Origin of the sequence: Actinomadura sp. GTD37, from assembly GCF_041951365.1 — a bacterium.
GTDB lineage: Bacteria > Actinomycetota > Actinomycetes > Streptosporangiales > Streptosporangiaceae > Spirillospora.
In genome coordinates, this window is sequence record NZ_JBGNUS010000001.1 from 1,812,178 (window position 1) to 1,835,496 (window position 23,319).

The window sequence follows — 23,319 nt, forward strand, 5'->3', positions numbered from 1 at the left end:
CCAACCTCACAGGCCGGGCGGGTCGGGGCTGCACCCCGCGCCGCAGAGGCAGGACGGTCCGGGCGGCGGCGCCTCGGCGGGCTCCGGCCGCCGGACCGGGTGGTATTCGGGGAGAAGCCGGCGCAGCAGCAGCCGGACCGCGCCGTCGTCGCGGGCCCCGGCCGCCGCCTCCAGCTCGTCCAGCAGCTGCGGAAGCCCGGCGGGCGGCGCGGCGGGGCGGGTCGCCCAGATCTTCGGGTGCGCGGTGCGGATCCGCCGCTCGGAGTCGGCGAACGCCTTCTCCGCGAGCTTCTCGCCGGACCCGAGCCCGCTGAACCGGATCGTCACCTCCGGCAGCCGCAGCTGCTCGGCGTACCGGTGCACGAGGTCGACGACCGGGACGGGACGGCCCATGTCGAGGACGAACGTCTCCGCCTCCTCCGCCATCGCCGCCGCCTCGATCAGCAGGCCCGCCGCCTCCTCCACCGTCATGAAGTGGCGGGCCACCTCGGGATGGGTGATGATGACGACCTCGCCGGAGGAGATCCGGTGCGCGAGCAGGCTCAGCAGCGGGCCCGCCTCGCCGATCACGTTGCCGACCCGGACGGCGGCGAAGCACGTCGGGCCGGGCGTCGCCGTCCGCAGCAGCAGCTCCCCGAGCCGCATCGTCGCGCCGAACACCGACGTCGGGTCGGCGGCCTTGTCGGACGAGACGAACACGAGCCGCTCCACCCCGTGCCGCAGCGCCGCGTCGATCAGGTGCCGGGTGCCGAGGACGTTGTGCGCGACGCCCCGGCACGGGTCCCGCTCGACCTCCGCCAGCTCGTTCCGGCCGGCCGTGTGGAACAGCAGGTCGGGACGCGCCTCCTCGATGATCCGGTCGACCCGCCGCGCGTCCCGGACGTCGGCCTCGGCGAGCGTGACGCCGTCCAGGTCGTGCCGGTCCAGCTCGCGGGCGAGGCCCGCCAGGCCGTCGCCGTCCCGGTCGAGCAGGGCCAGCGCGGCCGGTTCGAGCCGCCGGACCTGGTGGCAGAGCGCCCGGCCGACCGTCCCGCACGCCCCGGTGACCAGCACCCGCCGGCCGCGGACGAGCCGCCGCCCGCGATGCCGCGCCATGACCACCTCGTCCCGCCCCATCAGCAGGGCGAGCGGGCTGACCGGGACCGGCGCGGTGGTCCCGATCGTGCGGCGCGGCAGGAACCTCCGCACGGTCAGCCCCGGGTCCGCAGTGCCTCGGTGAGCGCGGACACGACGCGTTCGAGGCCGTCGTCCGTCAGCCCCGGATACAGCGGAAGCGACAGCAGTTCCTCGCCCACCCGGTCGGTCACCGGCACCCGCGCGCACTCCGCGGCGCCCAGGATCTCCTGGTAGGCGGTCATCTGGTTCGCCGGGATGAAGTGCACGGACGTCGCGACGCCCGCCGCCTCCAGGGCGGCGCTGACGGCGTCCCGGTCCTGGACGCGGACCTGGTAGAGGTGCCAGGCGTGCCGGATCCCGGCCAGGTTCCGCTGCGGGAGGACGAGACCGGGCAGGCCCGCCAGCGCCGCGTCGTAGCGGGCGACGATCTCGGCGCGCCGCTCCTGCCAGCCCGGCAGCGCCGCGAGCTGCGCCCGCCCGATCGCCGCCTGCACGTCGGTCATGTTGGCCTTCAGCCCGACCGTCTTCACGTCGTACCGCCAGCTGCCGCCGGGCAGGTACCGCTTCCAGGAGTCCTTGCTCATCCCGTGCATCCGCATCGCGCGGACGCGGTCGGCGAACTCCTGGTCGCTGGACGCCACCGCGCCGCCCTCGCCGATCGGCATGTTCTTCGTCGCGTAGAAGGAGAAGCACGCCGCGAACGACTCGGAGCCGACGTCGCGGCCGTCGCGCGCCGCGCCGGGGCCGTGCGCGGCGTCCTCGACGATCCGCGTCCGGTCGAGGCCCGCGGCCTCGGCGAGCGCCGCCACGTCCACCGGGTACCCGCCCTGGTTCTGCACGATCATCGCCGCGGGGTCGCCGCGGTCGGCCGCCGCGCGGACCGTCGCCGGGCTGGGGACGAGGGTGTCCTCGTCGATGTCCACCAGCACCGGCCGGTGCCCCGCGTGCAGGATCGCGTTGATCGCGCCGCAGAACGTCAGGCTCGGCGTCAGCACCGCCGAGCCGGGCGGCAGGTCGAGCGCGCGCAGGCACAGTTCCAGCGCGGTCGTGCACGAGGCCACCGCGACGACGTGCGCGGCGCCCAGGTAGTCGGCGAACTCCTGCTCGAACGCGGCCGTCTGCGGCCCCGTCGTGATCCAGCCCGAGTCGAGCACCTTGACCACCGCGTCGGACACTTCACCCGACAGCGATGGAATCGTGAACGGAACGGACGAACTCATCTGGCTACCCCCTGCTCCTTGAGGACGCGTTCTTCCGGGACGCGGAGACCTTGCGGGACGTGGCGACGACGCCGAGCAGCGGCCAGCCGGACGCGGCGACCAGATCGCGGACCGTCTCCAGCCCCGCCACCCGCGTCACCGGCCCGACCACCACGACCACGCCGACCACCTCGTCCGAACCCGGATCGACGTCCTCGAACGCGTGCACATGACAGAGCCGGCGCACCGGAACCGGCTGGGTGACCTCCGAGGGGGACACCCCGGACTTCTTCGTCATGACGGCGGCGCCGCCGGCGCGGACGACCGACGTGCTCGTCCTGCCGCCCGGCCCGCTGCTGTTGAGCGACGGGCCGGCATCGCCCTCGCCCTCGGCTCCGCCGCCGGTCCCGGCGTCGGTTCCGCCGTCGCCGGGCTCGTCCCGTCCGGGCCGGGCCGTGACGACCTTCGTGTCGTCCCCGTACACCGCGGACGCGACCGACGACACCAGGTCCGCCGGCAGCGGGCCGGGCGCGCCGACCAGCGCGACCCGCCCGACGCCCTCCTTCTTCGCGGCCAGCCGGATCCGCCGGCCGAGGTCGATGAGCCGGCCCGGACCCTGGTCGGCCCAGCCGAGCAGCGGCACCCCGAGCCTGCGCGCGACCCGGCGCTGCCCCGGGATCGTGGGACGCACCGTCTCCGTCACCACCGCGATCAGGATCCCGCCGATCAGCCCGACCAGGCCCGCGATCGACGCCATCATGACCACCGGGTTCGTGCGCGGCGCCGGCACCGCCGGCTGCACCACCGACGCCGTCCCGGCCGTCGACAGCTGCGTCTGCAGGTCCGAGCGGTTCGACCGCAGGTCGGTCAGCTCCGCCTGCACCCGCTCCCGCTCGTTCGCCGCGCCGATGTCGGGGTTCGGCTGCGCGCCCGCCCGCCGCGACAGCGGCCCGAGCTTCTTCTCCAGGTCCCGGACGCGATCGTCGATCTCGTCCATCTGCTGCTTGATCGAACCCTGGTTGGACGCGTTGATCTCGTGCACGACCGCGGCGCCGATCGCGTCCGCCAGCCGCCGCGCCACCTCCGGGTCGGCGTCCTTCACCGCCAGCTCGACGATCGTGGACGTGCCGAGCCCGGTCACCTCGATCGCCTTCGCGACCTTCACCGTCGAGCGCTCCACCCGCTGCCGCCGCAGCACCCCGGACAGCAGGTTCTCGCTGGTCGCGAACGCCTTCACCTGGCTGACCACGATGGACACGCCGGCGTCCCCGGGCGCCGCGTCGGTGGCCCGGCTGCTCGCCTGCAGCCGCGACTTCGCGACCGCGGGCGGCTCCTGCCCGCTCATCACCAGGCCCACCAGCACCAGCGGGACCACCGTCATGACCAGCAGCAGCGCCCAGTAGCTGCGCACCACCCGCGCCGCGACCTCGTCGATCTCCACGATCTTCCCTCCGGCTTCGTCACGGCGAGCGTAAGAAGGGGCTTCATCGGAGCAATCACCCAAAAGACGACCCCGGACTACGCCGTTTGCAGGGGGGTCAGCGATCGGTGCTCGGCCGCATCCCGGCCCGCATCGCGAGCGTGATCGCCTCCAGCGCCGAGTGCAGCCCGAGCTTCGCCAGCAGGTTCTGCGTGTGCGTGCGGACGGTGTTCGCCGACAATCCCAGCCGCTCGGCGATCTCCGCGCGTCCGAGCCCGTCCACCATGCACTGCAGGACCTCGCGCTCCCGCGGCGTCAGCTCGGCCGGCAGCGCGCCGCCCGGCTCCCCGCCGTCCCGCGTCAGCCTGCGCAGCACCTCGCCCAGCACGTCCGGCGGGATCCACCCGCCCCGCCGCGCCGCCGAGCGGATCACCCGCGCGACCAGCTCGGCGTTCTCGGTCTTCTCCAGCCAGCCCACCGCGCCCCGCCGGACGGCCCGCACCAGCGCGTCCAGGTCGCTCATCGCGGTCAGCACGACGACGCGGACCTCCGGATGGTCCGCGCGGACCCGGTCCAGCACGTCCAGCCCGTTCTCCCGGCCCAGCGTCATGTCGAGGACGAGCACCCGGGGGCGCTCGGTGGCGGTCAGCGCGAGCGCGTGCCGCACGTCGGAGGCGATCGGCAGGATCACCAGGTCGGGTTCGCGTCCCAGCCGGGCCGCGAGGGCCTCGGCGAACAGCGCGTGATCGTCCACGATGAGGACGCGGATCGGTTCCATCCACCGACGATGACGGCTGCGCGCCCCCGGCAGATCCCGCAAACGCTGTACTCCGTTCCGGACGTCCGCCCGCCGCGGGCGCCGCCGCCGCCGGGGGAGACACGGGCGCGGACGCGACGCGGGGCCCGCCGGTTCACCCGCGTCCTAACTCGGTCACTTTCCGTGCCGCACATTGACCGTCCGCGACCGGCTGCGGATCCTGTGCGTGTCATTCAAGGGGACGCACTGGCCGGCAGGGGATGCCAATGAAAGTGCTGATCACTGGGGGAGCCGGATTCATCGGCAGCACGATCGCCTCCGCCTTCGCCGAGCGGGGCGTGACGCCCGTCGTGCTCGACAGCCTGGTCACGGGCAGGTCCGAGTTCGCCGCCGGCAAGATCTTCTACCAGGGCGACATCGGGGACGGCGACCTGGTCGACGAGATCTTCCGCGACCACCGCGACATCATCGCGACCGTCCACTGCGCCGCGCTGATCGTGGTGCCCGACTCGATGACGGACCCGCTGCGCTACTACCGGGTCAACCTGTCGAAGACCCTCGACCTCGCCGGTCATCTCGTCCGCAACGGCTGCCACCGGATGATCTTCGCGTCCACCGCCGGGATGTACCGTCCCGAAGCCGACCTGTCGGTCTCGGAGACGTCGTTCCTCGAACCGCAGAACCCGTACACCCGCTCGAAGATGATGGCGGAGCTCCTGCTGCAGGACTTCTGCGCGGCCTACGACCTCCGCGTCATCTCGCTGCGCTACCTCAACCCGATCGGCGCCGACCCGCGGCTGCGCACCGGCCTGCAGAACAGCAAGCCCACGCACGCCCTGGGCAAGATGATCGAGTGCTACACCCTCGGCGCCCCCTTCAAGATCACCGGCGTGGACTGGGAGACCCGCGACGGCACCGCGATCCGCGACTACATCCACGTCTGGGACATCGCCCGCGCCTTCTACGAGGCCGCCGCCCGCTTCGACTCGATCGTCCCGCCGGTCGGCGACCACGCCCGCCACGAAGTGATCAACCTCGGCACGGGCGACGGCACCACCGTCCGCGAACTGGTCGCCGCCTTCCGCGAGGTCGTCGGCGACGCCTTCGTCGCGGAGGACGCCCCGGCCCGCCCCGGCGACGTCGTGGGCGCCTTCGTCAACCCGTCCAAGGCATGGGACCTGCTGGCCTGGAAGCCCGAATACACCATCGAAGACGCCATCCGCCACTCCCTCCAGTGGGCCGAACGCCGCCGCGAACTCGACGTCGCCTGACCCGCTCGCCCCGCCCCGCCGGGCCTTCCTCCTTCCGCCGGGAGGCCCGGCGGGGCCGGTGTCCGTGGCGGTGCCCGCCGGTATGTCCCGGCGGGCGCCGCCATGGCGCTTAAAGTCAGCGTTGATGACTTTATGTGTTCATTTGCCTACACGCCGTTATGATGCTGATGTTCTGAACGGGCGAATCGGGTGTGTGGGCTGAGGAATCATGGGGCAGGCGCGGCGGAGCGGGCAACTCCGGATCATCACGGTGTCCGCGGTGGTCCTGGCCGCTTCGGCGATGGCGATCGTCCTGGCGGCGCGGACGGGGCCCGGCCGCGCCTGCGGCTGCGTCGCCGACGCGTTCTGCGCCTCGATGGCGCCGCGCGGCGCCGGGCCCCGGCCGGAGAGCGCTCCGTTCTCCGGCGGACGCCTCGCAGTGCACGGCCACCACTCCGAGGGCGTCGGCCACGGCCGAAGGCACGCCATTTCATTACCCGTCGACGGTGACGGCCTCGCCTTCAAGGTGGGCCTTTACCGTCTCCTTGGCGGGGGCGTGGCGACTTCGTTCACACGGGACGGTCTTGCCTTCACACTGGAAGGCGGAGTCGGCGTCGGCGGCTCGTTTTCCGTGGGGGCTGCCACGGAACGTCCGACCTCCGGTCTCGCCTTCGAGGCGCGGGCCTCCACGAGCGGCAGGCTGTACCTTCTCAGACCGCCCGACTTCGGCCTCACGATTTCCCGGAATGGAATGGTGCGGGCCTATATGGACGTCAAGACCGGCAATTTCCGTACCCGTTTCCGGTCAAGGCCGGTGTCGCTGAGCGGCGGCGGAGCCCAGGAGTATGCCGAGTCGCCGGTGACCCGGAGGTCCTGGAGCCTCGGCACCGAATTCAAGGTCGCCGCCGCCTACACGGTGCGGATTCCCTGGGGAGGTCTCCGCAGCGTCTGGAAGAGCGTCCTCGGCAGCCTCCCCGGCCGCGCCCCGCCCGCGCGGCCGGTCGACCTCCTCGGCTGCCTGCGAGCCCCCGATCGCGCCGTGGCCAGGCGCGCCCCCGACGTCCACCTGCGGAAACCCGGACACTGGACGGGTCTCGCCGATCGGCCGCGGCCGAAGGCACTCCGCGGCCCCGGAGTCGCGGCGGCGGGCCGGAGGGCGCGTTCCGCACGTCCCCGCGGAGCGGCGGCGGCGAAGCGCGCCGGTCCACGCGAGGGTCCTGCCCGCGCCGTGCCGGACGACGAGGAGCCTGCCGGACACTCCGCCGGTTACCGCGATTTCCCCCAGGCCGATCATCTGATCAGGTGCCCTGGAAGTCCGACATTACTGCCGATCTGCAAACCGGCACTAATCCGGTTATGCGAGCCGCGATCGAGAGGAAGTAACGGCCGCCCGTATTCGGGTCCGGATAACGGCCTTGTTATGATCAACAAGTTCGCGCAGTGCGAACGGGAGTCACCAAAAGGGGGAAATGAAATGAAACGCGTAGCTCGCGCGTCAGTCGTGGTCGCCACGGCTGTCGGGGGAAGCCTGCTGGCCGTTCCCGCGGCCTCGGCGGACCCGAAGCCGCCGCAGGTCGTCCACGTCTACATCAAGCCGCGCTACATCATCGAGACCGGTCCCGGCGACCAGAACTACGCCGAGGTCGAGAAGTCGCCCGGCGCCGCGCCGCAGAACGGGAACAAGCCCATCACGACCGGCGACATCAAGCAGAAGGTGCACGGGAAGAAGAACGGCCCCGTGACGATCGAGGTCGAGGGCCCGGAGCAGGAGACCGGCGAGTCCGAGGCGTCCGAGCAGGGCAAGGCGCCCGAGCAGGCCGAGCAGCAGGAGGCCGCCCAGCCGCAGGCGCCCGAGCAGGAGGAGGCGCAGCAGCCGGCCAGGCCCGGGCAGCAGGAGGCCGCCCAGCCGCAGGCGCCGGAGCAGAGCGAGGCCGCGCCCCAGGACCCGGCCCCGACGCAGGACGAGGGCGCTCCGCAGGAGCAGGCCGCGCCCCAGGACCAGGCCGCGCCTCAGAACGAGGGTGCTCCGCAGGAGCAGGCCGCGCCCCAGGACCAGGCCGCGCCCCAGGACCAGGGCGTGCCGCAGGAGCAGGCCGCGCCTCAGAACGAGGGTGCTCCGCAGGACCAGGGCGTGCCGCAGGAGCAGGCCGCGCCCCAGAACCAGGGCACCCCGCAGGACCAGGGTGCTCCGCAGGAGCAGGCCGCGCCCCAGGAGCAGGGTGCTCCGCAGGACCAGGGCGTGCCGCAGGAGCAGGCCGCGCCTCAGAACGAGGGTGCTCCGCAGGAGCAGGCCGCGCCCCAGGAGCAGGGTGCTCCGCAGGACCAGGCCGCGCCCCAGAATCAGGGCGTGCCCCAGGACCAGGCCGCTCCGCAGGACCAGGCCGCGCCCCAGAACCAGGGCGTGCCCCAGGACCAGGGTGCTCCGCAGGACCAGGGTGCTCCGCAGGAGCAGGGCGCTCCGCAGAGCCAGCCGTAGTCCGGCACAAGAGAGCTCCCGCGGCCGCAGGAACCGCCCTGATCGGCTGATCCCGCCGATGATGCGGCGGCGAACGCCAGAGCCCAGGTCATGCCCCGCTGATGGACATCAGCGGGGCATGACGCTGTTCACACCGCACGGCTCGCACCGGGTCCGTCCGCCCCCCGCGAGACGGCCCCGGGCGACCTCACTCGCCGGTGTCGCCGGAGCCGGCGGGTCGGTCGTAGGTGAGGAACGCGGCGCCGCTGCCGAGCACGGTGTGGTCGGTCAGTTCCCAGGTGCGCGGGTCGAACGCGGCCGTGCGGGAGAAGAGCGGGATCCCCGTGCCGATGGTCAGCGGGCCCACCTTGAGGATGAGCCGGTCGATCTCGCCGTAGAGGGCGCCGGCGAGTTCGCCGCCGCCGACCAGCCAGATGTCCTTGCCGTCCTCGTGCTTCAGTTCCCGCACCCTCTCGGCGGGATCGGTGGAGACGACCTCGACGGCGGGGTCGGGGCTCTCGGCGAGAGTCCGGGAGAAGACCAGGTGCCGCAGGTGCGGGTACGCGTCGGTCAGCCCGGCCTTCAGGCCGATCTCGTAGGACCGGCGCCCTTCCAGGACGGTGTCGAAGCACGTGCCCTCGGCGGTGACCGACAGTGCCGCGCGGGCCGGGCCGGGGAGGGTCTCGGGGTAGTTGGCCACGAGGTGCTCGATGTAGTCGGCGGGGATGGGCCAGAAGCCGTCCGGGCCCGTGGGGTCGGCGCCGTCGGGGCCGGCGATGAAGCCGTCGAGGGTCGTGGCGATGTAGTACACGAGCTTTCGCATGAAATGCCTCCCGGTAACTGCAACCGTAGTACTCTGTCTGAAGTGGTTCGAACTTAGTACTGCACTTGCAGTGGTGTCAACCGTTCTTCGTGGAGGCTTCCCATGCGGCAGAACCCGGCCCGGCGCACCGCGCTCCTCGACGCGGCCATCGAGGTCCTGGCCGGCGAGGGCTCGCGCGGCCTGACGCTGCGCGCGATCGACAAGCAGGCGGGCGTGCCGACCGGCACCGCCTCCAACTACTTCGCCAACCGGGACGAGCTGCTCGCCCAGGTGATGCGCCGCACCCGCGAGCGCCTCACCCCCGACCCCGAGGCGCTCGCCGAGACCCTGAAGCAGGCGCCGTCGCACGAGCTGGTCGCCGAACTCATGCGCCAGCTGCTGACCCGGATGCGCGACGACCGCGCCGGCAACCTCGCCATGCTGGAACTGCGCCTGGAGGCCACCCGCCGCGCCGACCTGCACGCCGAGCTCAGCAGCTTCCTCACCGAGGAGAACCGGGAAATCGTCGACTACCACGTGAACGCCGGACTGCCCGGCGACCGCACCGGCGTCGCCCTGCTCTACTTCGCCATGTCCGGGCTGATCGTGGACGACCTCACCGCCCCCGCCATCCTGGGGTCCCACTCGACCGACGACCTCATCGAGCAGTTGGTGAACCGCCTCCTCCGCTGACGAACACTCCCCGGTGCGCGGAGGAAGGCGCTCAGGCGGGGTGGGCGAGGAGCAGGCGGATCATGTTGGTGAGGGCGTTGGGGGAGAGGGACGGGTCGACCGCGCGGCGCAGGCCGAGGCCGATGCCGAGGCTGAGGAGGGCGTCGGCCAGTTCGGCGGCGGGGAGGGGCAGCGGGCGGTCGCGGCGGCGGGCCTCTTCCTCCAGGAGGAGGCGGAGGGCTCCGGCCCAGCCGCGGCCCCCCGAGGCGACCTCGGCGCGGAGCGCGGGGTCGCGGCGGGTGGCGTGGATCGCGAACTCGGCCTCCAGCAGCGTCCAGCCGGGGTCGCCGATCGTGCGGTCGGCCCAGGACTCGAAGACGGCGAGGCGGTCCTCGTCGGAGCCCTCGCCGAGGAAGGCGTCCATGATGGCCTGCACCTGCTCGGCGCGGACGGCCTCGATGACCGTCCGGCACAGCTCGTCCTTGGTGCCGAAGTTGGAGTAGACGGCGCCCTTGGAGAAGGACGCGGCCTCGGCGACCTTCTCCAGCGAGGTGGCGTGATACCCGTCACGCAGGAACAGCCGGCGCGCGGTGGCGATCAGCAGTCCGCGGGTGCGCGCCTGGCTCTCCGCCCTGGTCAGTCGTGCCATCCCGCCATGGTAGGGGACGGCGGTATCTGGATACCGCCGGTATCTGCACGTCGCCGCCCGGCCCGCCGGGATGTATTGACACCTTGTCCAACTCCTAAATACCTTCGGTATCTCGAATCGGGGAGGAGCCGCGGGTGAAGCCCGACCATGAGGTGGTCGTCGTCGGAGCCGGATTCTCCGGGCTCTGCGTCGGCATCCGGCTGCGGCGCGAGGGCGTGCGCGACTTCGTCGTCCTGGACGCGGCGCCCGGCGTCGGCGGCGTGTGGCGGCACAACACCTACCCGGGCGTCGCGGTCGACATCCCGTCCACCACGTACTGCTACTCGTTCGAGCCCAACCCGTCCTGGACGCGGTCGTTCGCGCCCGGCGCCGAGGTCCGCGCCTACGCCGAGCACTGCGCCGACAAGTACCGGCTGCGGCCGCACCTGCGGCTCGGCACCAAGGTCGAACGGGCGGTCTTCGACGAGGACGCCGACGTCTGGCACGTCCGCACCGACCGCGGCGAGCTCACCGCGCGCTTCCTGATCGCCGCCGTCGGGCCGCTGGACCAGCCCAAGAACCCGGACATCCCCGGCATCGAGACGTTCGCCGGGAAGGTGGTCCACACCGCCCGCTGGGACCACGGCCACGACCTGCGCGGCGAGCGGGTCGCGGTGATCGGCACCGGCGCGTCCGGCCTTCAGGTCATCCCCGAGATCGCGCCCGTCGCCGCGCACCTGGACGTCTACCAGCGCACGCCGATCTGGGTGTTCCCGAAGGTCGACTTCGCCGTCCCGCGCGCCGTGCGGGCGCTGTTCCGGGCGGCGCCGCCCGTCCAGACGCTCGCCCGGCTGATCACCACGGTCGCGTCCGAGGTGATCATGGTGCTGGGCATCGTGCATTACCGCAAGGCGCCGTTCCTGGTGCGGGCGACCGAGTTGCTCTGCCGCGCCCATCTGCGCCGCCAGGTGCCCGACCGCCGCCTCCGCCGCGCCCTGACGCCGCGCTACGGCTTCGGCTGCAAGCGGCCCTCGTTCTCCAACCGCTACTTCCCGACGTTCATGCGCGAGGACGTCGACCTGGTCACCGAACCGATCGAACGCATCTCCGAGCACGCCGTCGTGACGCGGGACGGACGCGAGCGGCGGATCGACACCCTCGTGCTGGCCACGGGCTTCAAGACCCTGGAGATCGGCGCGATGCCCGCGTTCCCGGTCGTCGGCCTGGGCGGCGTCGAACTCGGGGCCCACTGGGACGAGCACCGGTACCAGACCTACGAGGGCGTCGCCTCGCCGCTCGCGCCCAATTTCTGGCTCATGAACGGCCCGTACACCGTCACCGGCGCGTCCTGGTTCTCGATCATCGAGGCGGGCAGCACGCACATCGTCCGCTGCGTCGCGGAGGCCCGCCGGCGCCGGGCGGCCCGCATCGTGGTCGGGCGCCGCCCGCACGACGACTTCACCGCCCGGATGCGCGACCGCATGAAGGGCACCATCCTCGCCCAGCCGAGCTGTGCCCGGTCCAATTCCTATTACTTCGACCGGCACGGCGACGCCCCTTACGTCCGCCCGCAGTCGGGGTTCTACGTCCAGCGCCGCAGCCGGACGTTCGACCTCGACGACTACGAGTTCACCGTGTGAAAGGAAATCCCCTCATGGCACTTCTCCGCACCGTCGGCATAGCGCTCGCCGCCACCGGAGCCGCGCATTTCGCGGCCCCCAAGGCGTTCGAGCCGATCTCGCAACTCGCGTTCCCCCAGGACACTCAGACCTGGATCAAGCGGAACGGCGCCACCGAGCTTGCGCTGGGCGTGGCCCTGGCGGTCGACAAGACCCGCAAGGCGGCTCTCGTCGGCACCGCCGTCTACGCCGCCTGGCTGGGCGCCCGCACCGCCTACAACCGCCGTTCCGCCTGAACCGGCCCCGGCGCCCCGGTCCGGCTTGAACCTCACCCGCCGTTCAAGCCGGACCCCCGCAGGTGGCGACTGCCCCACGAAGATCGGTACCGTTCCAGGCGGCCGCCCACTGACACCCTGTCCGGGTCGGCCGGGGAGGATCGGATGGCCGAGGTTCTGCTGTTCCATCACGGGCACGGGCTGACGGACGGCGTCGAGACGTTCGCCGAAGGGCTCCGGCAGTCCGGTCACACCGTCCATGTCCCGGACCTGTACGAGGGACGCCTCTTCGAGAGCCTCTCGGACGGCGTCGCCTACGCGCAGGAGGTCGGGTTCGGCTCGATCATCGAGCGAGGGAAGGACGTCGCCGAAGGGCTCTCCCGGGAAATCGTCTACGCGGGATTCTCGCTCGGCGTCCTCCCGGCGCAGATGCTGGCACAGACGCGGCCGGGGGCCGTGGGCGCGCTGCTGTTCCATTCCTGCGTGCCGATCTCGGAGTTCGGCGGGTCGTGGCCGCGGGGCGTCCCCGTCCAGGTCCACGCGATGGACGCCGATGAGATCTTCGTCGAGGAGGGCGACCTGGAGGCCGCCCGCGCGCTCGTCGACGTGACCGACGACGCCGAACTCTTCCTCTATCCGGGGGCGTGTCACCTGTTCGCCGACAAGAGCCTGCCGTCCTACGATGCCTCGGCCGCCGCGCTGCTCACGGAACGTGTGCTGGCGTTTCTCGACGGCGTTAAATAGGGCCTGCCGCCAATTCCTCCTTGAAGCCCTGGCGCCAGGAGGGGTGGCGCGGTTCCCAGCCGAGTTCCCGTTTGGCCTTGGCGTTGGAGAAACCGCGTCCCTCGGTCATCATCAGCACCGCGACGTCGCCGGCCAGCGGCCGGGCGAGCCAGGCGGGGACGCGCATCGGCCGTTTTGCTCCCGCGCACTCGGCCAGATAAGGGAGCCATTCGGCGGCCGGGGCCGGTTCGTCGTCGACGATGTCGAACACGCCGCGGGCCTTCCGCTCGACGGCGAGGGCGGTGGCGCTCGCCGCGTCGTCCAGGTGCACCCACGAGCAGTATCCGGCGCCGCCCCCGACGACCGGGAACTGCCGTTTGCGCACGGGTTCGACCAGGTCGTCCATCGCACCCGGCCCGTAGAACCAGCCGTAGCGCAGGACCGCGCCGCCGGCCCTTCCGACCGCGTCCTCGACGTGGCGGATCGCCGTCATGCCGGGCTCGGCCGGCGTCCCGGTCATCGGGTCCACCGGGTCCTCTTCGGTCTTCACCCGGCCGCCCTCGCGGACGCCGTTCCAGGCGCCGTAGCTCTGCGCGACGAAATGGGGGACGCGGGCCGCCTCGGCGGCGGCGAGCAGGTGGTCCGTCCCCTCGGTGCGCAGCCGGTTGGTGCCCGCGAACCAGCGGTCCATGTGCTTCATGTCGGCCTTGCCGGCGTGCGTCGCGGAGATCGCGGTCATCTGGTGCACGATGACGTCCGGCCGGGCGGCCGCCACCGCCGTGCGGACCGACACCGGGTCGAGACCGTCCATCACGACGCCCTCGGCCCCCGACCGGGCCAGCAGGTCGAGCTTGGCGGCGCTCGTCGTCGTGGCCGTCACCTGGTGGCCGCGTTCCAGCAGCAGCGGCACCAGCCGCTGCCCGAGGACGCCCGTTCCGCCCGCCACGAACACTCGCATGTCACTCACCTTCCCGTTCAGGGCCTGTCTTCACGTGACGGAACCGGTCGGCCCTGTGTGACATGGAATGACGTGAGGCGCAGCTCACACGCCAGGGGTGTCACAGCCCGCCGCTCCATCGCGGTCCTAAGTGGTGTAACAGCCGACAACGGTGAGGAGAGCACGATGGAAGCGCGCATGGACTTCTTCGAGAGCCAGGTCATGGCGAAGGTGATGAAGCACCTCGCCGCGGCGGGCAAGGCGGTCGCGGACTCGACGCTGCCGCTCGCGACGCAGGAACTGGTGAGGCTCCGCGCCAGCCAGATCAACGGCTGCGCCTTCTGCGTCGACATGCACACCAAGGAGGCCGCGCACGCCGGGGAGACCTCGACCCGCCTCAACCTGGTCGCGACCTGGCGGGAGGCGACGGTGTTCACCGAGGCCGAGCGCGCCGCCCTGGAACTGGCAGAGCAGGGCACCCGCATCGCCGACGCGGCCGGCGGCGTCCCGGACGAGGTCTGGGCGAACGCCGCCAAGCACTTCGACGGGGAGCAGCTCGCCGCCCTCGTATGCGTCATCGCCCTGATCAACGCCTACAACCGGGGGAACGTCATCACGCGGCAGCCCGCGGGCGACTACCAGCCCGGCCAGTTCGGATAGCGGCTCGCGCGGCCGTCAGCGGGGCGTCAGGGTCACCGGGAACTCGGTCACGCCGCGGACGAAGGCGTTGCGGAGGATGCGCGGGCCCTCGTCGTCGGCCCATTCGGCGGTCGCCACGCGGGCGGTGAACTCCTCGAAGAAGATCTGGAGTTCCAGCCGGGCCAGGGACGCGCCCAGGCAGAAGTGCGGGCCGAGGCCGAACGCGATGTGGTCGCCGGGACGGCGGGTCACGTCGAAGACGTCCGGGTCGTCGAAGACGGCCTCGTCGCGGTTGGCGGAGCCGTACATGAGGAGGATCTGGTCGCCCGCCGGGATCTTCACGCCGGCGATCTCGGCGTCCGCCGCGGCGACGCGGCACATGTTGAGGATCGGCGTCGTCCAGCGGACGAACTCCTCGACGGCGTCCGGGATGAGCGACGGGTCGTCCCGCAGTCTCCGCCATTCGCCCGGGTTCCGGATCAGGGCGTCCAGCGCGGTCGCTATCACGGTGCGGGTCGTCTCGGCGCCGCCGACGAGCAGGAGCAGGGCTTCGTGGGCGAGGTGCTCGTCGTCGTAGGCGGGCTGGCCGGGGCCCGCGTTCGACCAGACGGAGAGGAGGTCGTCGGTGGGGCAGGCGCGCCGGTCCGCGGCCATCTCCAGGACGGCGAGCGCGTACTCCCCGGCGGCGATCGTCGCGTCGTCGGTGATGTAGCGCAGCCCGCCGCCCGCGAAGACGGCTGTCGCGGACCAGTGGACGAGCTGCGGCCACGCGTCCTCGGGGAAGCCGAGGAGCCAGCCGATGACGCGGGCGGGCAGCGGCGCGGCCAGCGCGGGGACGGCGTCGACGGTGCCCGCCTCCAGCGCCGCGGTGATGCAGTCGACGGCGGTCGCGCGGATCCGGTCGGCGTAGCGGGAGACGCCCCGGGGCGTGAAGCGCTGGTAGACCATGCGGCGCCGGTGGGCGTGCTCCGGGTCGTCCTGCCCGATCATGGACGGGTCGGCCGGAAGCTGCGGACGGTACCCGCCGGAATTGGTCCAGACCCGGGGGTTCCGCTCGACGGCGAACACGTCGGCGTGCCGGGAGACGCCCCAGAGGCCGTTCTCCTCGTCGTGGTAGACGGGGGCCTCGGCGCGCAGCCGCGCGTAGACGGACCAGGGGTCGGTGGCGTACATCTCGCCGTCGAGAAGGTCGATGTCCAAGGCTCGCTCCTCGGGGGTCGCTCCGGGGGGACTGCAAGGAGATGCAAATCTAGACTAATGTCTCACCCAAGCAAGCGGTAGGTCCATCGTGGCCTGGCGGACGTGGATGGTAAAGAGGGGCGGGGAGCCCTTGACTGACGCGCGCGGGGCCTGGGTGCACGCGCGCGGAACAATGTGCGGGAGAATGGGGGCGGCCACAGCGAGGAGGCGCTTTGAGCGGCGATGTGCGGTTCACCGTGACGCGGACGCTGAGCAAGGATCAGCAGGCGCGCCGGGAACGGCTGATCGACTCGGCGAGGGAGCTCGCGCTTGAGGGCGGCTACGCGGCCGTCACCATGCACGACGTGGCAGACCGCGCCGGGGTCGCCCGCGCGACCGTCTACCGCTACTTCGCCACCAAGGACCACCTCCTCACCGAGGTCGCGGCGGCCTGGGCGCACCACGTCACCGACGACATCGACGCGCTCGCGGTCGGCGGCACGCAGCTCGAGCGGCTCACCGCGCTGCTGGAGCGCATCGTCTTCGTGGCGGCGCAGGAGCCCACCCTGACGTCCGCGATCATCCAGGCGGTGACCTCGGACGACTCCAGCGTGGACGACGCCCGCACCATCCTGTTCCAGTTCCTGCGCGACCGGCTCTCCGCCGCGATCGGCGACCCGGTGCCCGAGCGTGAGGACGTCGAACTCGTCCTCGGGCACATCCTGCTCGCCGCGCTGATCAGCCTGGCCTCGCTGCGCCAGCCGGTCGAGGACGTCGCCACCATGGTCCGGACGTCGGGCCGCCTGGTGCTGGCCGGGGCGCTCTCCGCCGCCTCGCCCACCTGATCCGGCCCACTTCCGCCTCCGCGGTTCCCTGCGCTGCGCGGGCGCGGCCCGCCTCGCCTGGCAGCCGCCGCGGACCGGGCGAGGCGCCCCTCCGGCCGCCGCCGTTCCACCGCGTATACCTGGACGGCGCCCTCGTGAACGTCCGCACCCCGAAGGCCGGTCCTCACCGAGCCGAGTGTCCGGCGGGCCTGAGTTGTCAGTTCGCTTATAAGCACCGGCCCGCAATGCGTAGCCGGTCGTGCAGCCCGCCCGACCGGGCGTCTGTAACTTCCCAGGCGGGAGGTGCGAACGGTGACAACGTCCTTGGGGGAGCGCTCGCCGCTGAAGCCCTGGGCCGGTATGCCGAGCGAGCTCTCCGGCATGTTCCGGCCCCACCTCGACGCCCTCGCCGAGGAGATGATCGAGGAGATCCTCGCGGGCATCCCCGAGTACTCCCGCCCGGAGGACGAGGAGTACGCGCGGCTCGTCCGGCTCGCCGTCGAGGGCGCGCTCCGCCAGTTCGTCGACCTGATCATGGACCCGGAGAGCTCGTGGGAGCCGGTCGCCGCCGTCTACCGGGAGATCGGCTGGGCCGAGGCCCGCGAGGGCCGCAGCCTCGACATCCTGCAGACGTCGCTGCGGCTCGGCGCCCGCGTCGCGTGGCGGCGGCTCGCGGCCGAGTCCGAGCAGTACAACATCTCCCGCCGCACCCTCGCCGGCGTCGCCGAGGCGATCTTCGCGTTCCTGGACGAGATCGCCCGCGCCGCCACCGAGGGCTACACCAAGGCCCGCGAGCAGGAGGCCGGTGAACTGGAGCACCGCCGGCGGAGGCTGCTGGACATGCTGCTCGCCGAGCCGCCCGCCGCCGCGCAGGCCGTCGCCGACCTCGCCCGGCTCGCGCAGTGGCGCGTCCCGCGCACGGTCGCGGTGGTCGTCCTGTACGAGCGGGGCCGGCATCCGTTCTCGCACCCGTCGCTGCCGCCGGACGTGCTCGCCGACGTCAACCGCCGCGAGCCCTGCCTGCTCGTCCCCGACCCGGAGGGCCCGGGACGCGGCCGGATGCTGGAGTCGGCGCTGCACGACTGGGTCGCCGCGCTCGGCCCGACCGTCCGCACCGAGGACGCCGCCAAGTCGCTGCGCTGGGCCCGCGAGGCGCTGCCGCTCGCCCGCCGCGGCATCCTGCCCGCCGACGGGCTGATCCGCTGCGCCGACCACATGCCGGCGCTCGTCGTGTTCAAGGACGAGGAGCTGGTGCGGGCGGTCGCCGACCTGCGGCTCGCGCCGCTGCGGACTGTCCGGCCCCGGCACCGCGAGCGGCTCATGCGGACGCTGCTGTCCTGCCTGCAGAACGGGTTCAACGCCACCGAGGTCGCGAACCGGCTGCACGTGCACCCGCAGACCGTCCGGTACCGGCTGCACCAGCTGGAGGAGCTGTTCGGCGAGCGGCTGTACGACCCGGAGGTGCGGCTGGAGATGGAGATGGTGCTGACCGTCTGGCTCACCGACCTGCGCACGGCCACTCAATCAATCGATTGACGGAGGCCCGGACCGGCGCGTAGCTTGAGCCTATGACCAGCAGCGACTCTGGTCGAGAGCGGATCCTGGACGCCGCCACCCGGCTGTTCTCCGCACTCGGCTACGACGGGACGTCCACCCGCATGATCGCCGAGGCGGCCGGGCTCAACATCGCCACCGTCGCCTACCACGTCGGCGGCAAGCGCGACCTGTACCTCGCCGTGATGGAACGCGCCCACGAGGTCGAACGCGGGGCGCTGGAGGAGTCGATCGCCGAGATCGACTCCGGTCCGGAGGGCCTCCTCGACCTCGTCGACGCCTACGTCGAGTTCTGCCTGGCCCACCCGGAGATCCCGGCGCTGTGGATGCACCGCTGGCTGTCGGACGCCACGGACGTCGTCCACCTAGAGGAGCAGTACGTCAGGCCGCTGATGCAGCTCGTCACCGGCGCGGCCCGCGCGGCCGTGCCGGACGACGGCATCGACATCGAGTACGTCATCTGGACGGTCGTCTGGGCCACGCACGGGTTCGTGTGCGGCGGCGTCCTGGACGCCGAGGGGCACCGCCAGGGCCTGGCCAACCAGGAGAGCGTCGCGCGGTTCCGCCGCCACATGCGCCGCACCATCGCGCTGGCGATCGGGGTCACCGGGCAGGCCCGGGGATGACGACCGCGCTGCCCCGGCGGCGGCTCCTCGGCTACGGCATCGGCTCGGTCGGCACGGGCGTGTTCTCCGCCGTCCCCGGGCTGCTGCTCCTCTACTACCTCACCGACGTCCTCGGCGTCTCCGCGGCGGTCGCCGGGGCCGTCCTCGTCGTGCCCAAGGCGTGGGACGTCCTGCTCAACCCGATCATCGGCGCCGCCAGCGACCGGGAGGCCGTCCGGACCGGACGCCGCACCCGGCTGCTGCTCGCCGGCGCCGTCACGCTGCCGGTCCTGTTCGCCGTGATGTTCGCCGTGCCGGCCGACTCCCCGGGCATCGCCGCCGCGTGGGCCGGGGCCGCGTTCCTGCTGGCCGCGACCGCGTTCGCCTGCTTCCAGGTGCCGTACGTGGCGCTGCCCGCCGAGATCTCCGCCGAGCCGTCCGAGCGGGGCCGCGCGATGGCGTGGCGCGTCGTCTGCCTGACGCTCGGCATCCTCGTCGCGGGCGGCGTCGCGCCCGCCCTCACCGACGCCGCCGGCGGCGGACGCGCCGGATACGCGCTGATGGGCGTCGTCATCGGGCTCGCCATGGGCGCCGCGATGGTCGCGAGCACGCTGGCGAACCGGTGGATCCCCTCCCGTCCCGGGCCCCGCCCGCTCGGGCTGGCCGCCGCGCTGCGCACCGCGCGCGGCAACCGGCCGTTCTTCATGCTGCTCGGCGCCTACGTCTCGCACACCCTCGCCGTCGCGATCATGCTGGCGGGCGCCCCCTACGTCGCGACGTACCGGCTGGACGACTACGGCCTCACCTCGGCGATGTTCGTCTGCATGGTCGGGCCGAGCGCGTTCGCGGTGCCGCTGTGGCGGCGGCTGTCCCGCAGGTACGGGCTGGTCGGCTGCTACGCCGTGGCGCTGGTGCTGTTCGCGGCGGCGGCCGCCGCGCTGTTCCCGGTGATCACCTCCACCGCGGGGGTGCTGGCGTTCAGCGGCCTGATCGGCGTCTGCTACGCCGCCGTCCAGCTGCTGCCGCTGTCGCTGCTGCCGGAGACCGTCCACGCCGACGCCGGACGGACGGGGCACGCGCAGTCCGGGGCCTTCACCGGACTGTGGACGGCCGCCGAGACCGGCGCGCTGGCCCTCGGGCCGGGGATCTTCGCGCTCATCCTCGCCGTCTCGTCGTTCGACTCGTCCGACTTCGACACCCCGGTCGTCCAGCCCGGCTCCGCGCTGACCGGGATGACCGCCGGATTCACCCTCGTCCCGGCGCTGCTCCTGCTGCTCAGCGTCCCCCTGCTGCTGGCGTACCGCCGGCTCGCCGCCGTCCACCGTCGCCCCGAGGAAACACAGGAACATGCCGTCTGAGCACCTCCCCGAAACGGGCCGTCCCGCCGCCGACCTGCTCGCCGAACTCGCCCGGCTCCGGAACGCCGACCTGCCCGTGCGCGGCGGCCAGGTCACCGCCTACGTCTACGACACCGGACGCGAGGCCGTGCACGACCTCGCCGCCACCGCCTTCCACGAGATGCTGGAGGTCAACTGCCTCGACCCGACCGCGTTCCCCAGCATCGTCGCGCTGGAACGCCGGATCGTCGGGTTCGTCGCGGCCAAGCTCGGCGGCGGCTCCGGCGTGTTCACCAGCGGCGGCACCGAGTCGATCATGCTGGCGGTGAAGGCCGCGCGGGACGCCCGCCCGGTCGAGGGACGGCCCCAGATCGTCCTGCCCGCCACCGCGCATCCCGCGTTCCACAAGGCCGCGCACTACCTGGGCCTGGAGGTCGTGCACGTCCCGGTGGACGCCGCCTACCGCGCCGACCCCGCCGCGACCGCGGCCGCGCTGACGTCGCGCACCGCGCTCGTCGTCGCCTCGGCCCCGTCCTACCCGCACGGGGTCATGGACCCGATTCCGGAGATCGCCTCCATCGCGGCCTCCGCCGGCGTCCCCTGCCACGTGGACGCGTGCGTCGGCGGCTGGGTCCTGCCCTGGCTGCGGGACGCCGGACGGGACGTCCCGCCGTTCGACCTGTCCGTGCCCGGCGTGACGTCGATCTCCTGCGACCTGCACAAGTACGGGTACTCGCCGAAGGGCGCCTCGGTCGTCCTGTTCGCCGACGAGTCGCACCGCCGGCACGCCTACTTCGCGTCCGCGGAATGGCCCGGCTACACCGTCATCAACGCGACCGTCCAGAGCAGCAAGAGCGCCGGGCCGCTCGGCGCCGCCTGGGCGACCCTCAACGCCGTCGGCGCGCAGGGCTACCGCGACCTCGCCGAGAACGCGATGAAATCGGCGGAACGCCTGATCGCCGGCGTCGCCGCCATCCCCGGGCTGCGCGTCGTCGGCGAGCCGGTCGCGCCGCTCGTCGCCGTCGCGTCGTCCGACCCCGCGCTGGACGTGTTCGTCATCGCCGACGAGGCCAGGCGGCGCGGCTGGTTCTTCCAGCCGCAGCTCTCCTACCAGGGCATCCCGCCGAACCTGCACTTCACGCTGACCGGCGTCAGCGACGTCGACGCGCTCCTCGCCGCGCTCGCCGCCGCCGCCGGGGACGCCCGCGCCGCCGGACCGCCCGACGTCCCGGCCGAACTCGTCGACGCCCTCGCCGGCCTCGACCTCGACACCCTCGACGACGCCGGCTTCGCCGGGCTCCTCGCCTCCGTCGGCGTCGACCTGGGGGACGGCGGCGAACCCGAGATGGCCGTGGTCAACGCCATCCTGGACGCGCTGCCGCCCGAGACCCGCGAAGCCCTGCTGATCCGCTTCCTGTCGGCCCTCTACGCCTAGGCGAGCCTGATGAGGCGCCTCAGGTAGGACGGCTCGTCCAGCGCCCCGCCGAGCAGCAGCGGGACGGCGGCCGCCCCCGCCGTCACGGCGCCGACCCGCTCCCCGCTCGCGCCCGAGCGGGGCGGGTCGCCCGTGACGCCGACCGCGACGGTCAGCCCGGACCAGCCCACCACGGTCACCGGCGCCGCGGCCCGCAGCGGCGTCGTGCCGCCCAGGCCGTCGTCGACCCGCGCGACCCGCGCCCCCTTCGGCGCCAGCGCCACCGCGGTCAGCGCGCCCTCGGCCGCGACGACGAGCCGTCCGGCCGCGTTCACGGCGCCCGCCGCGCTCGGCGACCGCTGCCCCATCACCGCGCCGACGATCAGCGTCCGCACGCCGCCGACGCTCTTGCGCGCCGCGAACACGAAGTTGCCGCCGGCCGCGTCCGTGTACCCGGTCTTGCCGCCGACGACGCCGTACTGCCCCAGCAGGAAGTTGCCGCCCTCGCGCCCCGAGCCGCCGCCGTCCGGCACGTACGCCCGGTTGTTCACGATCTCCGTGAACGCCGGGACGTGCATCGCCGCCCTGAGCAGCTTGACCTGGTCCTCCGCCGTGCTCACGGTGCGGGAGTCGTAGCCGCTCGGATCGGTGTAGCGGGTGGCGGTCATCCCCAGCTCCGCCGCCGCCGCGTTCATCTTCGCGACGAACGCCTGCTCGTTCCCCGCGTCCCAGCGCGCCAGCTCGTGCGCGACGTCGTTCGCCGAGATGATCAGCAGGGCCTCCAGGGCCTTGCGCTGCGTCAGCCTCTGGTTCGCGGTGACGCCGAGCAGCGACTCCTCCCGCTTCCTGCGCATCGGGATCTGCGCGGCCGCCTCCGGCGACACCGTCAGCACCGGCCCCGGCTCGCCCGACCTCAGCGGATGGTCGCGCAGGTACACGTACGCCGTCATCACCTTCGCGACACTCGCGGTGGGCGTCGGCGCCGCCCCGCCCGAGGCGCCCATCGTCCCGAGGCCGTCCACGTAGACGACCGACTGCCCCGCCGCGGGCCACGGCAGCACCGGCGCCTGCCCCGGGAACGCGTGGCTGGACGCGATGGCCAGGCTGACGGTGGGGTCCGGCACGGGCCTGATGAGCTGCCCGGCCACGACGCCCACGACCAGCACCAGGGCCGCCACGAGCACGATGAGCCCGCGCCGCCCCCGCCTGCCCTTCGCCTCGGGCGCCTCCTCCGGCATCGGGGGCGCCGGGCGGGCCGCCCCGTCGCCGCCCCCGCCTCCGTCCCAGGGCACGCTCCACTGCCCCGACGACCGCGACGCGGGGTACTCCCCGGACCCCTGCACGGCCGGCAACCGCTCAACGCGTGTGACCGCGGCGTCCGGGACGTCCCCGGGCCGCTCCCGGACCGGCGTCCCCGCCGCCGCGCCCCGCGCCCCCCTGGGCGGCCCGTTCTCGGCCGGACCGTTCTCGGCCGGACCGGCGAACCAGGACCCGCCCTGCGGCGGACGCCTGGGCGGCGCGTCAGCGGGCAACGGCCCCTGCGCGACGCCTTCGGGAGAACCACCCCACTGCGGACGCCTTACCGGCTCGTCCCGTGGCCACCGGGTGCCCGCGGTCTCGTCGCGGCCCTTCTGCGGCGGGGCCTCAGCGGACGAAGCACGCTGCGGCCTGTCTTGCGAGGCGCCGGGCCGAGCCGTGTCAGTGCGTGTCTTCGAGGCGTCGTCGTCGGTCCGGTTCTGCGGAGGGACCGCCGGTGCGCTGTGCCGCGGCTCGTTCCGGGTGCCCGCGCGCTGAGCCGGTTCGCGTCCCGTGTCCAGGGGGTCTTCGGGCCGCCGAGGCCCTTGCGCCGAGGCGTTCCGCGCGTCCTGCGCATCGGACGGCCTGGCATGCCCGCCCCGCGAGGGACGCCGCACC

General features: G+C 73.0%; 21 protein-coding genes. 12 read left to right on the top strand and 9 right to left on the bottom strand.

Features of this window, described 5'->3' with window-relative positions; translation table 11 throughout:
• Positions 1-6 precede the first annotated feature (6 nt).
• The 4 genes from ACA511_RS08675 to ACA511_RS08690 all read right to left on the bottom strand — a co-directional run bounded on the left by ACA511_RS08675 (position 7) and on the right by ACA511_RS08690 (position 4,513).
• On the bottom strand, positions 7-1,188 hold the full coding sequence (locus ACA511_RS08675; protein WP_375023535.1) for an SDR family NAD(P)-dependent oxidoreductase: 1,182 nt from the start codon (positions 1,186-1,188) through the stop codon (positions 7-9).
• A gap of 2 nt (positions 1,189-1,190) precedes the next feature.
• The gene (locus tag ACA511_RS08680) at positions 1,191-2,336 is read right to left on the bottom strand and encodes a DegT/DnrJ/EryC1/StrS family aminotransferase (RefSeq protein WP_375023536.1); all 1,146 of its coding nucleotides are present in this window, start codon (positions 2,334-2,336) and stop codon (positions 1,191-1,193) included.
• A gap of 4 nt (positions 2,337-2,340) precedes the next feature.
• Complete coding sequence (locus tag ACA511_RS08685; protein WP_375023537.1) at positions 2,341-3,756, bottom strand: hypothetical protein; 1,416 nt, start codon at positions 3,754-3,756, stop codon at positions 2,341-2,343.
• 97 nt (positions 3,757-3,853) lie between these two features.
• On the bottom strand, positions 3,854-4,513 hold the full coding sequence (locus ACA511_RS08690) for a response regulator (RefSeq protein WP_375023538.1): 660 nt from the start codon (positions 4,511-4,513) through the stop codon (positions 3,854-3,856).
• A 245-nt stretch (positions 4,514-4,758) separates the two neighbouring features.
• On the opposite strand from ACA511_RS08690, the gene galE reads away from it, so the two are divergent.
• Positions 4,759-5,763 (top strand): UDP-glucose 4-epimerase GalE, encoded by a 1,005-nt coding sequence (gene galE / locus ACA511_RS08695; RefSeq protein WP_375023539.1) that lies wholly within the window; start codon positions 4,759-4,761, stop codon positions 5,761-5,763.
• Between the two features lie 1,453 nt (positions 5,764-7,216).
• Positions 7,217-8,218 carry a hypothetical protein gene (locus ACA511_RS08700; protein WP_375023540.1) on the top strand — a complete coding sequence of 334 codons (1,002 nt, stop codon included), beginning with the start codon at positions 7,217-7,219 and terminating at the stop codon, positions 8,216-8,218.
• 187 nt (positions 8,219-8,405) lie between these two features.
• On the opposite strand, the gene ACA511_RS08705 is transcribed toward ACA511_RS08700, so the two are convergent.
• Positions 8,406-9,020 carry a dihydrofolate reductase family protein gene (locus tag ACA511_RS08705; RefSeq protein ID WP_375023541.1) on the bottom strand — a complete coding sequence of 205 codons (615 nt, stop codon included), beginning with the start codon at positions 9,018-9,020 and terminating at the stop codon, positions 8,406-8,408.
• A 102-nt stretch (positions 9,021-9,122) separates the two neighbouring features.
• On the opposite strand from ACA511_RS08705, the gene ACA511_RS08710 reads away from it, so the two are divergent.
• Positions 9,123-9,692, top strand: coding sequence for a TetR/AcrR family transcriptional regulator (locus tag ACA511_RS08710; protein ID WP_375023542.1), 570 nt, complete (start codon positions 9,123-9,125; stop codon positions 9,690-9,692).
• A 31-nt stretch (positions 9,693-9,723) separates the two neighbouring features.
• Here ACA511_RS08710 and ACA511_RS08715 read toward each other — a convergent pair whose 3' ends face one another.
• On the bottom strand, positions 9,724-10,320 hold the full coding sequence (locus tag ACA511_RS08715) for a TetR/AcrR family transcriptional regulator (protein ID WP_375023543.1): 597 nt from the start codon (positions 10,318-10,320) through the stop codon (positions 9,724-9,726).
• 134 nt (positions 10,321-10,454) lie between these two features.
• Here ACA511_RS08715 and ACA511_RS08720 point away from each other — a divergent pair, with 134 nt between their 5' ends.
• The 3 genes from ACA511_RS08720 to ACA511_RS08730 all read left to right on the top strand — a co-directional run bounded on the left by ACA511_RS08720 (position 10,455) and on the right by ACA511_RS08730 (position 12,937).
• Positions 10,455-11,939 (top strand): flavin-containing monooxygenase, encoded by a 1,485-nt coding sequence (locus ACA511_RS08720; RefSeq protein WP_375023544.1) that lies wholly within the window; start codon positions 10,455-10,457, stop codon positions 11,937-11,939.
• A gap of 14 nt (positions 11,940-11,953) precedes the next feature.
• The gene (locus tag ACA511_RS08725; RefSeq protein WP_375023545.1) at positions 11,954-12,214 is read left to right on the top strand and encodes a hypothetical protein; all 261 of its coding nucleotides are present in this window, start codon (positions 11,954-11,956) and stop codon (positions 12,212-12,214) included.
• Positions 12,215-12,358: 144 nt separating this feature from the next.
• Positions 12,359-12,937, top strand: coding sequence for a dienelactone hydrolase family protein (locus ACA511_RS08730; protein ID WP_375023546.1), 579 nt, complete (start codon positions 12,359-12,361; stop codon positions 12,935-12,937).
• Here ACA511_RS08730 and ACA511_RS08735 read toward each other — a convergent pair.
• A complete protein-coding gene (locus ACA511_RS08735) occupies positions 12,930-13,874 on the bottom strand; it encodes an NAD-dependent epimerase/dehydratase family protein (RefSeq protein ID WP_375023547.1) in 945 nt (314 codons plus the stop codon). The two genes, ACA511_RS08730 and ACA511_RS08735, sit on opposite strands and share 8 nt — an antisense overlap.
• 165 nt (positions 13,875-14,039) lie before the next feature.
• Here ACA511_RS08735 and ACA511_RS08740 point away from each other — a divergent pair, with 165 nt between their 5' ends.
• The gene (locus ACA511_RS08740; protein ID WP_375023548.1) at positions 14,040-14,513 is read left to right on the top strand and encodes a carboxymuconolactone decarboxylase family protein; all 474 of its coding nucleotides are present in this window, start codon (positions 14,040-14,042) and stop codon (positions 14,511-14,513) included.
• Between the two features lie 15 nt (positions 14,514-14,528).
• Here ACA511_RS08740 and ACA511_RS08745 read toward each other — a convergent pair whose 3' ends face one another.
• Positions 14,529-15,692, bottom strand: coding sequence for a cytochrome P450 (locus tag ACA511_RS08745; protein WP_375023549.1), 1,164 nt, complete (start codon positions 15,690-15,692; stop codon positions 14,529-14,531).
• Between the two features lie 212 nt (positions 15,693-15,904).
• Between ACA511_RS08745 and ACA511_RS08750 the strand changes: the two genes are divergently transcribed.
• From ACA511_RS08750 to ACA511_RS08770, 5 genes are all read left to right on the top strand, one after another.
• Positions 15,905-16,516 carry a TetR/AcrR family transcriptional regulator gene (locus ACA511_RS08750; protein WP_375023550.1) on the top strand — a complete coding sequence of 204 codons (612 nt, stop codon included), beginning with the start codon at positions 15,905-15,907 and terminating at the stop codon, positions 16,514-16,516.
• Between the two features lie 291 nt (positions 16,517-16,807).
• A complete protein-coding gene (locus ACA511_RS08755; protein ID WP_375023551.1) occupies positions 16,808-18,031 on the top strand; it encodes a PucR family transcriptional regulator in 1,224 nt (407 codons plus the stop codon).
• 32 nt (positions 18,032-18,063) lie between these two features.
• Positions 18,064-18,675 carry a TetR/AcrR family transcriptional regulator gene (locus ACA511_RS08760; RefSeq protein ID WP_375023552.1) on the top strand — a complete coding sequence of 204 codons (612 nt, stop codon included), beginning with the start codon at positions 18,064-18,066 and terminating at the stop codon, positions 18,673-18,675.
• Positions 18,672-20,012, top strand: coding sequence for an MFS transporter (locus ACA511_RS08765; protein WP_375023553.1), 1,341 nt, complete (start codon positions 18,672-18,674; stop codon positions 20,010-20,012). Before ACA511_RS08760 ends, ACA511_RS08765 begins: the two co-directional genes overlap by 4 nt.
• Positions 20,002-21,426 (top strand): pyridoxal phosphate-dependent decarboxylase family protein, encoded by a 1,425-nt coding sequence (locus ACA511_RS08770; protein ID WP_375023554.1) that lies wholly within the window; start codon positions 20,002-20,004, stop codon positions 21,424-21,426. The genes ACA511_RS08765 and ACA511_RS08770 overlap by 11 nt, the downstream gene beginning before the upstream one ends.
• On the opposite strand, the gene ACA511_RS08775 is transcribed toward ACA511_RS08770, so the two are convergent.
• On the bottom strand, positions 21,423-22,697 hold the full coding sequence (locus ACA511_RS08775; RefSeq protein WP_375023555.1) for a D-alanyl-D-alanine carboxypeptidase family protein: 1,275 nt from the start codon (positions 22,695-22,697) through the stop codon (positions 21,423-21,425). The two genes, ACA511_RS08770 and ACA511_RS08775, sit on opposite strands and share 4 nt — an antisense overlap.
• Between the last annotated feature and the right edge of the window lie 622 nt (positions 22,698-23,319).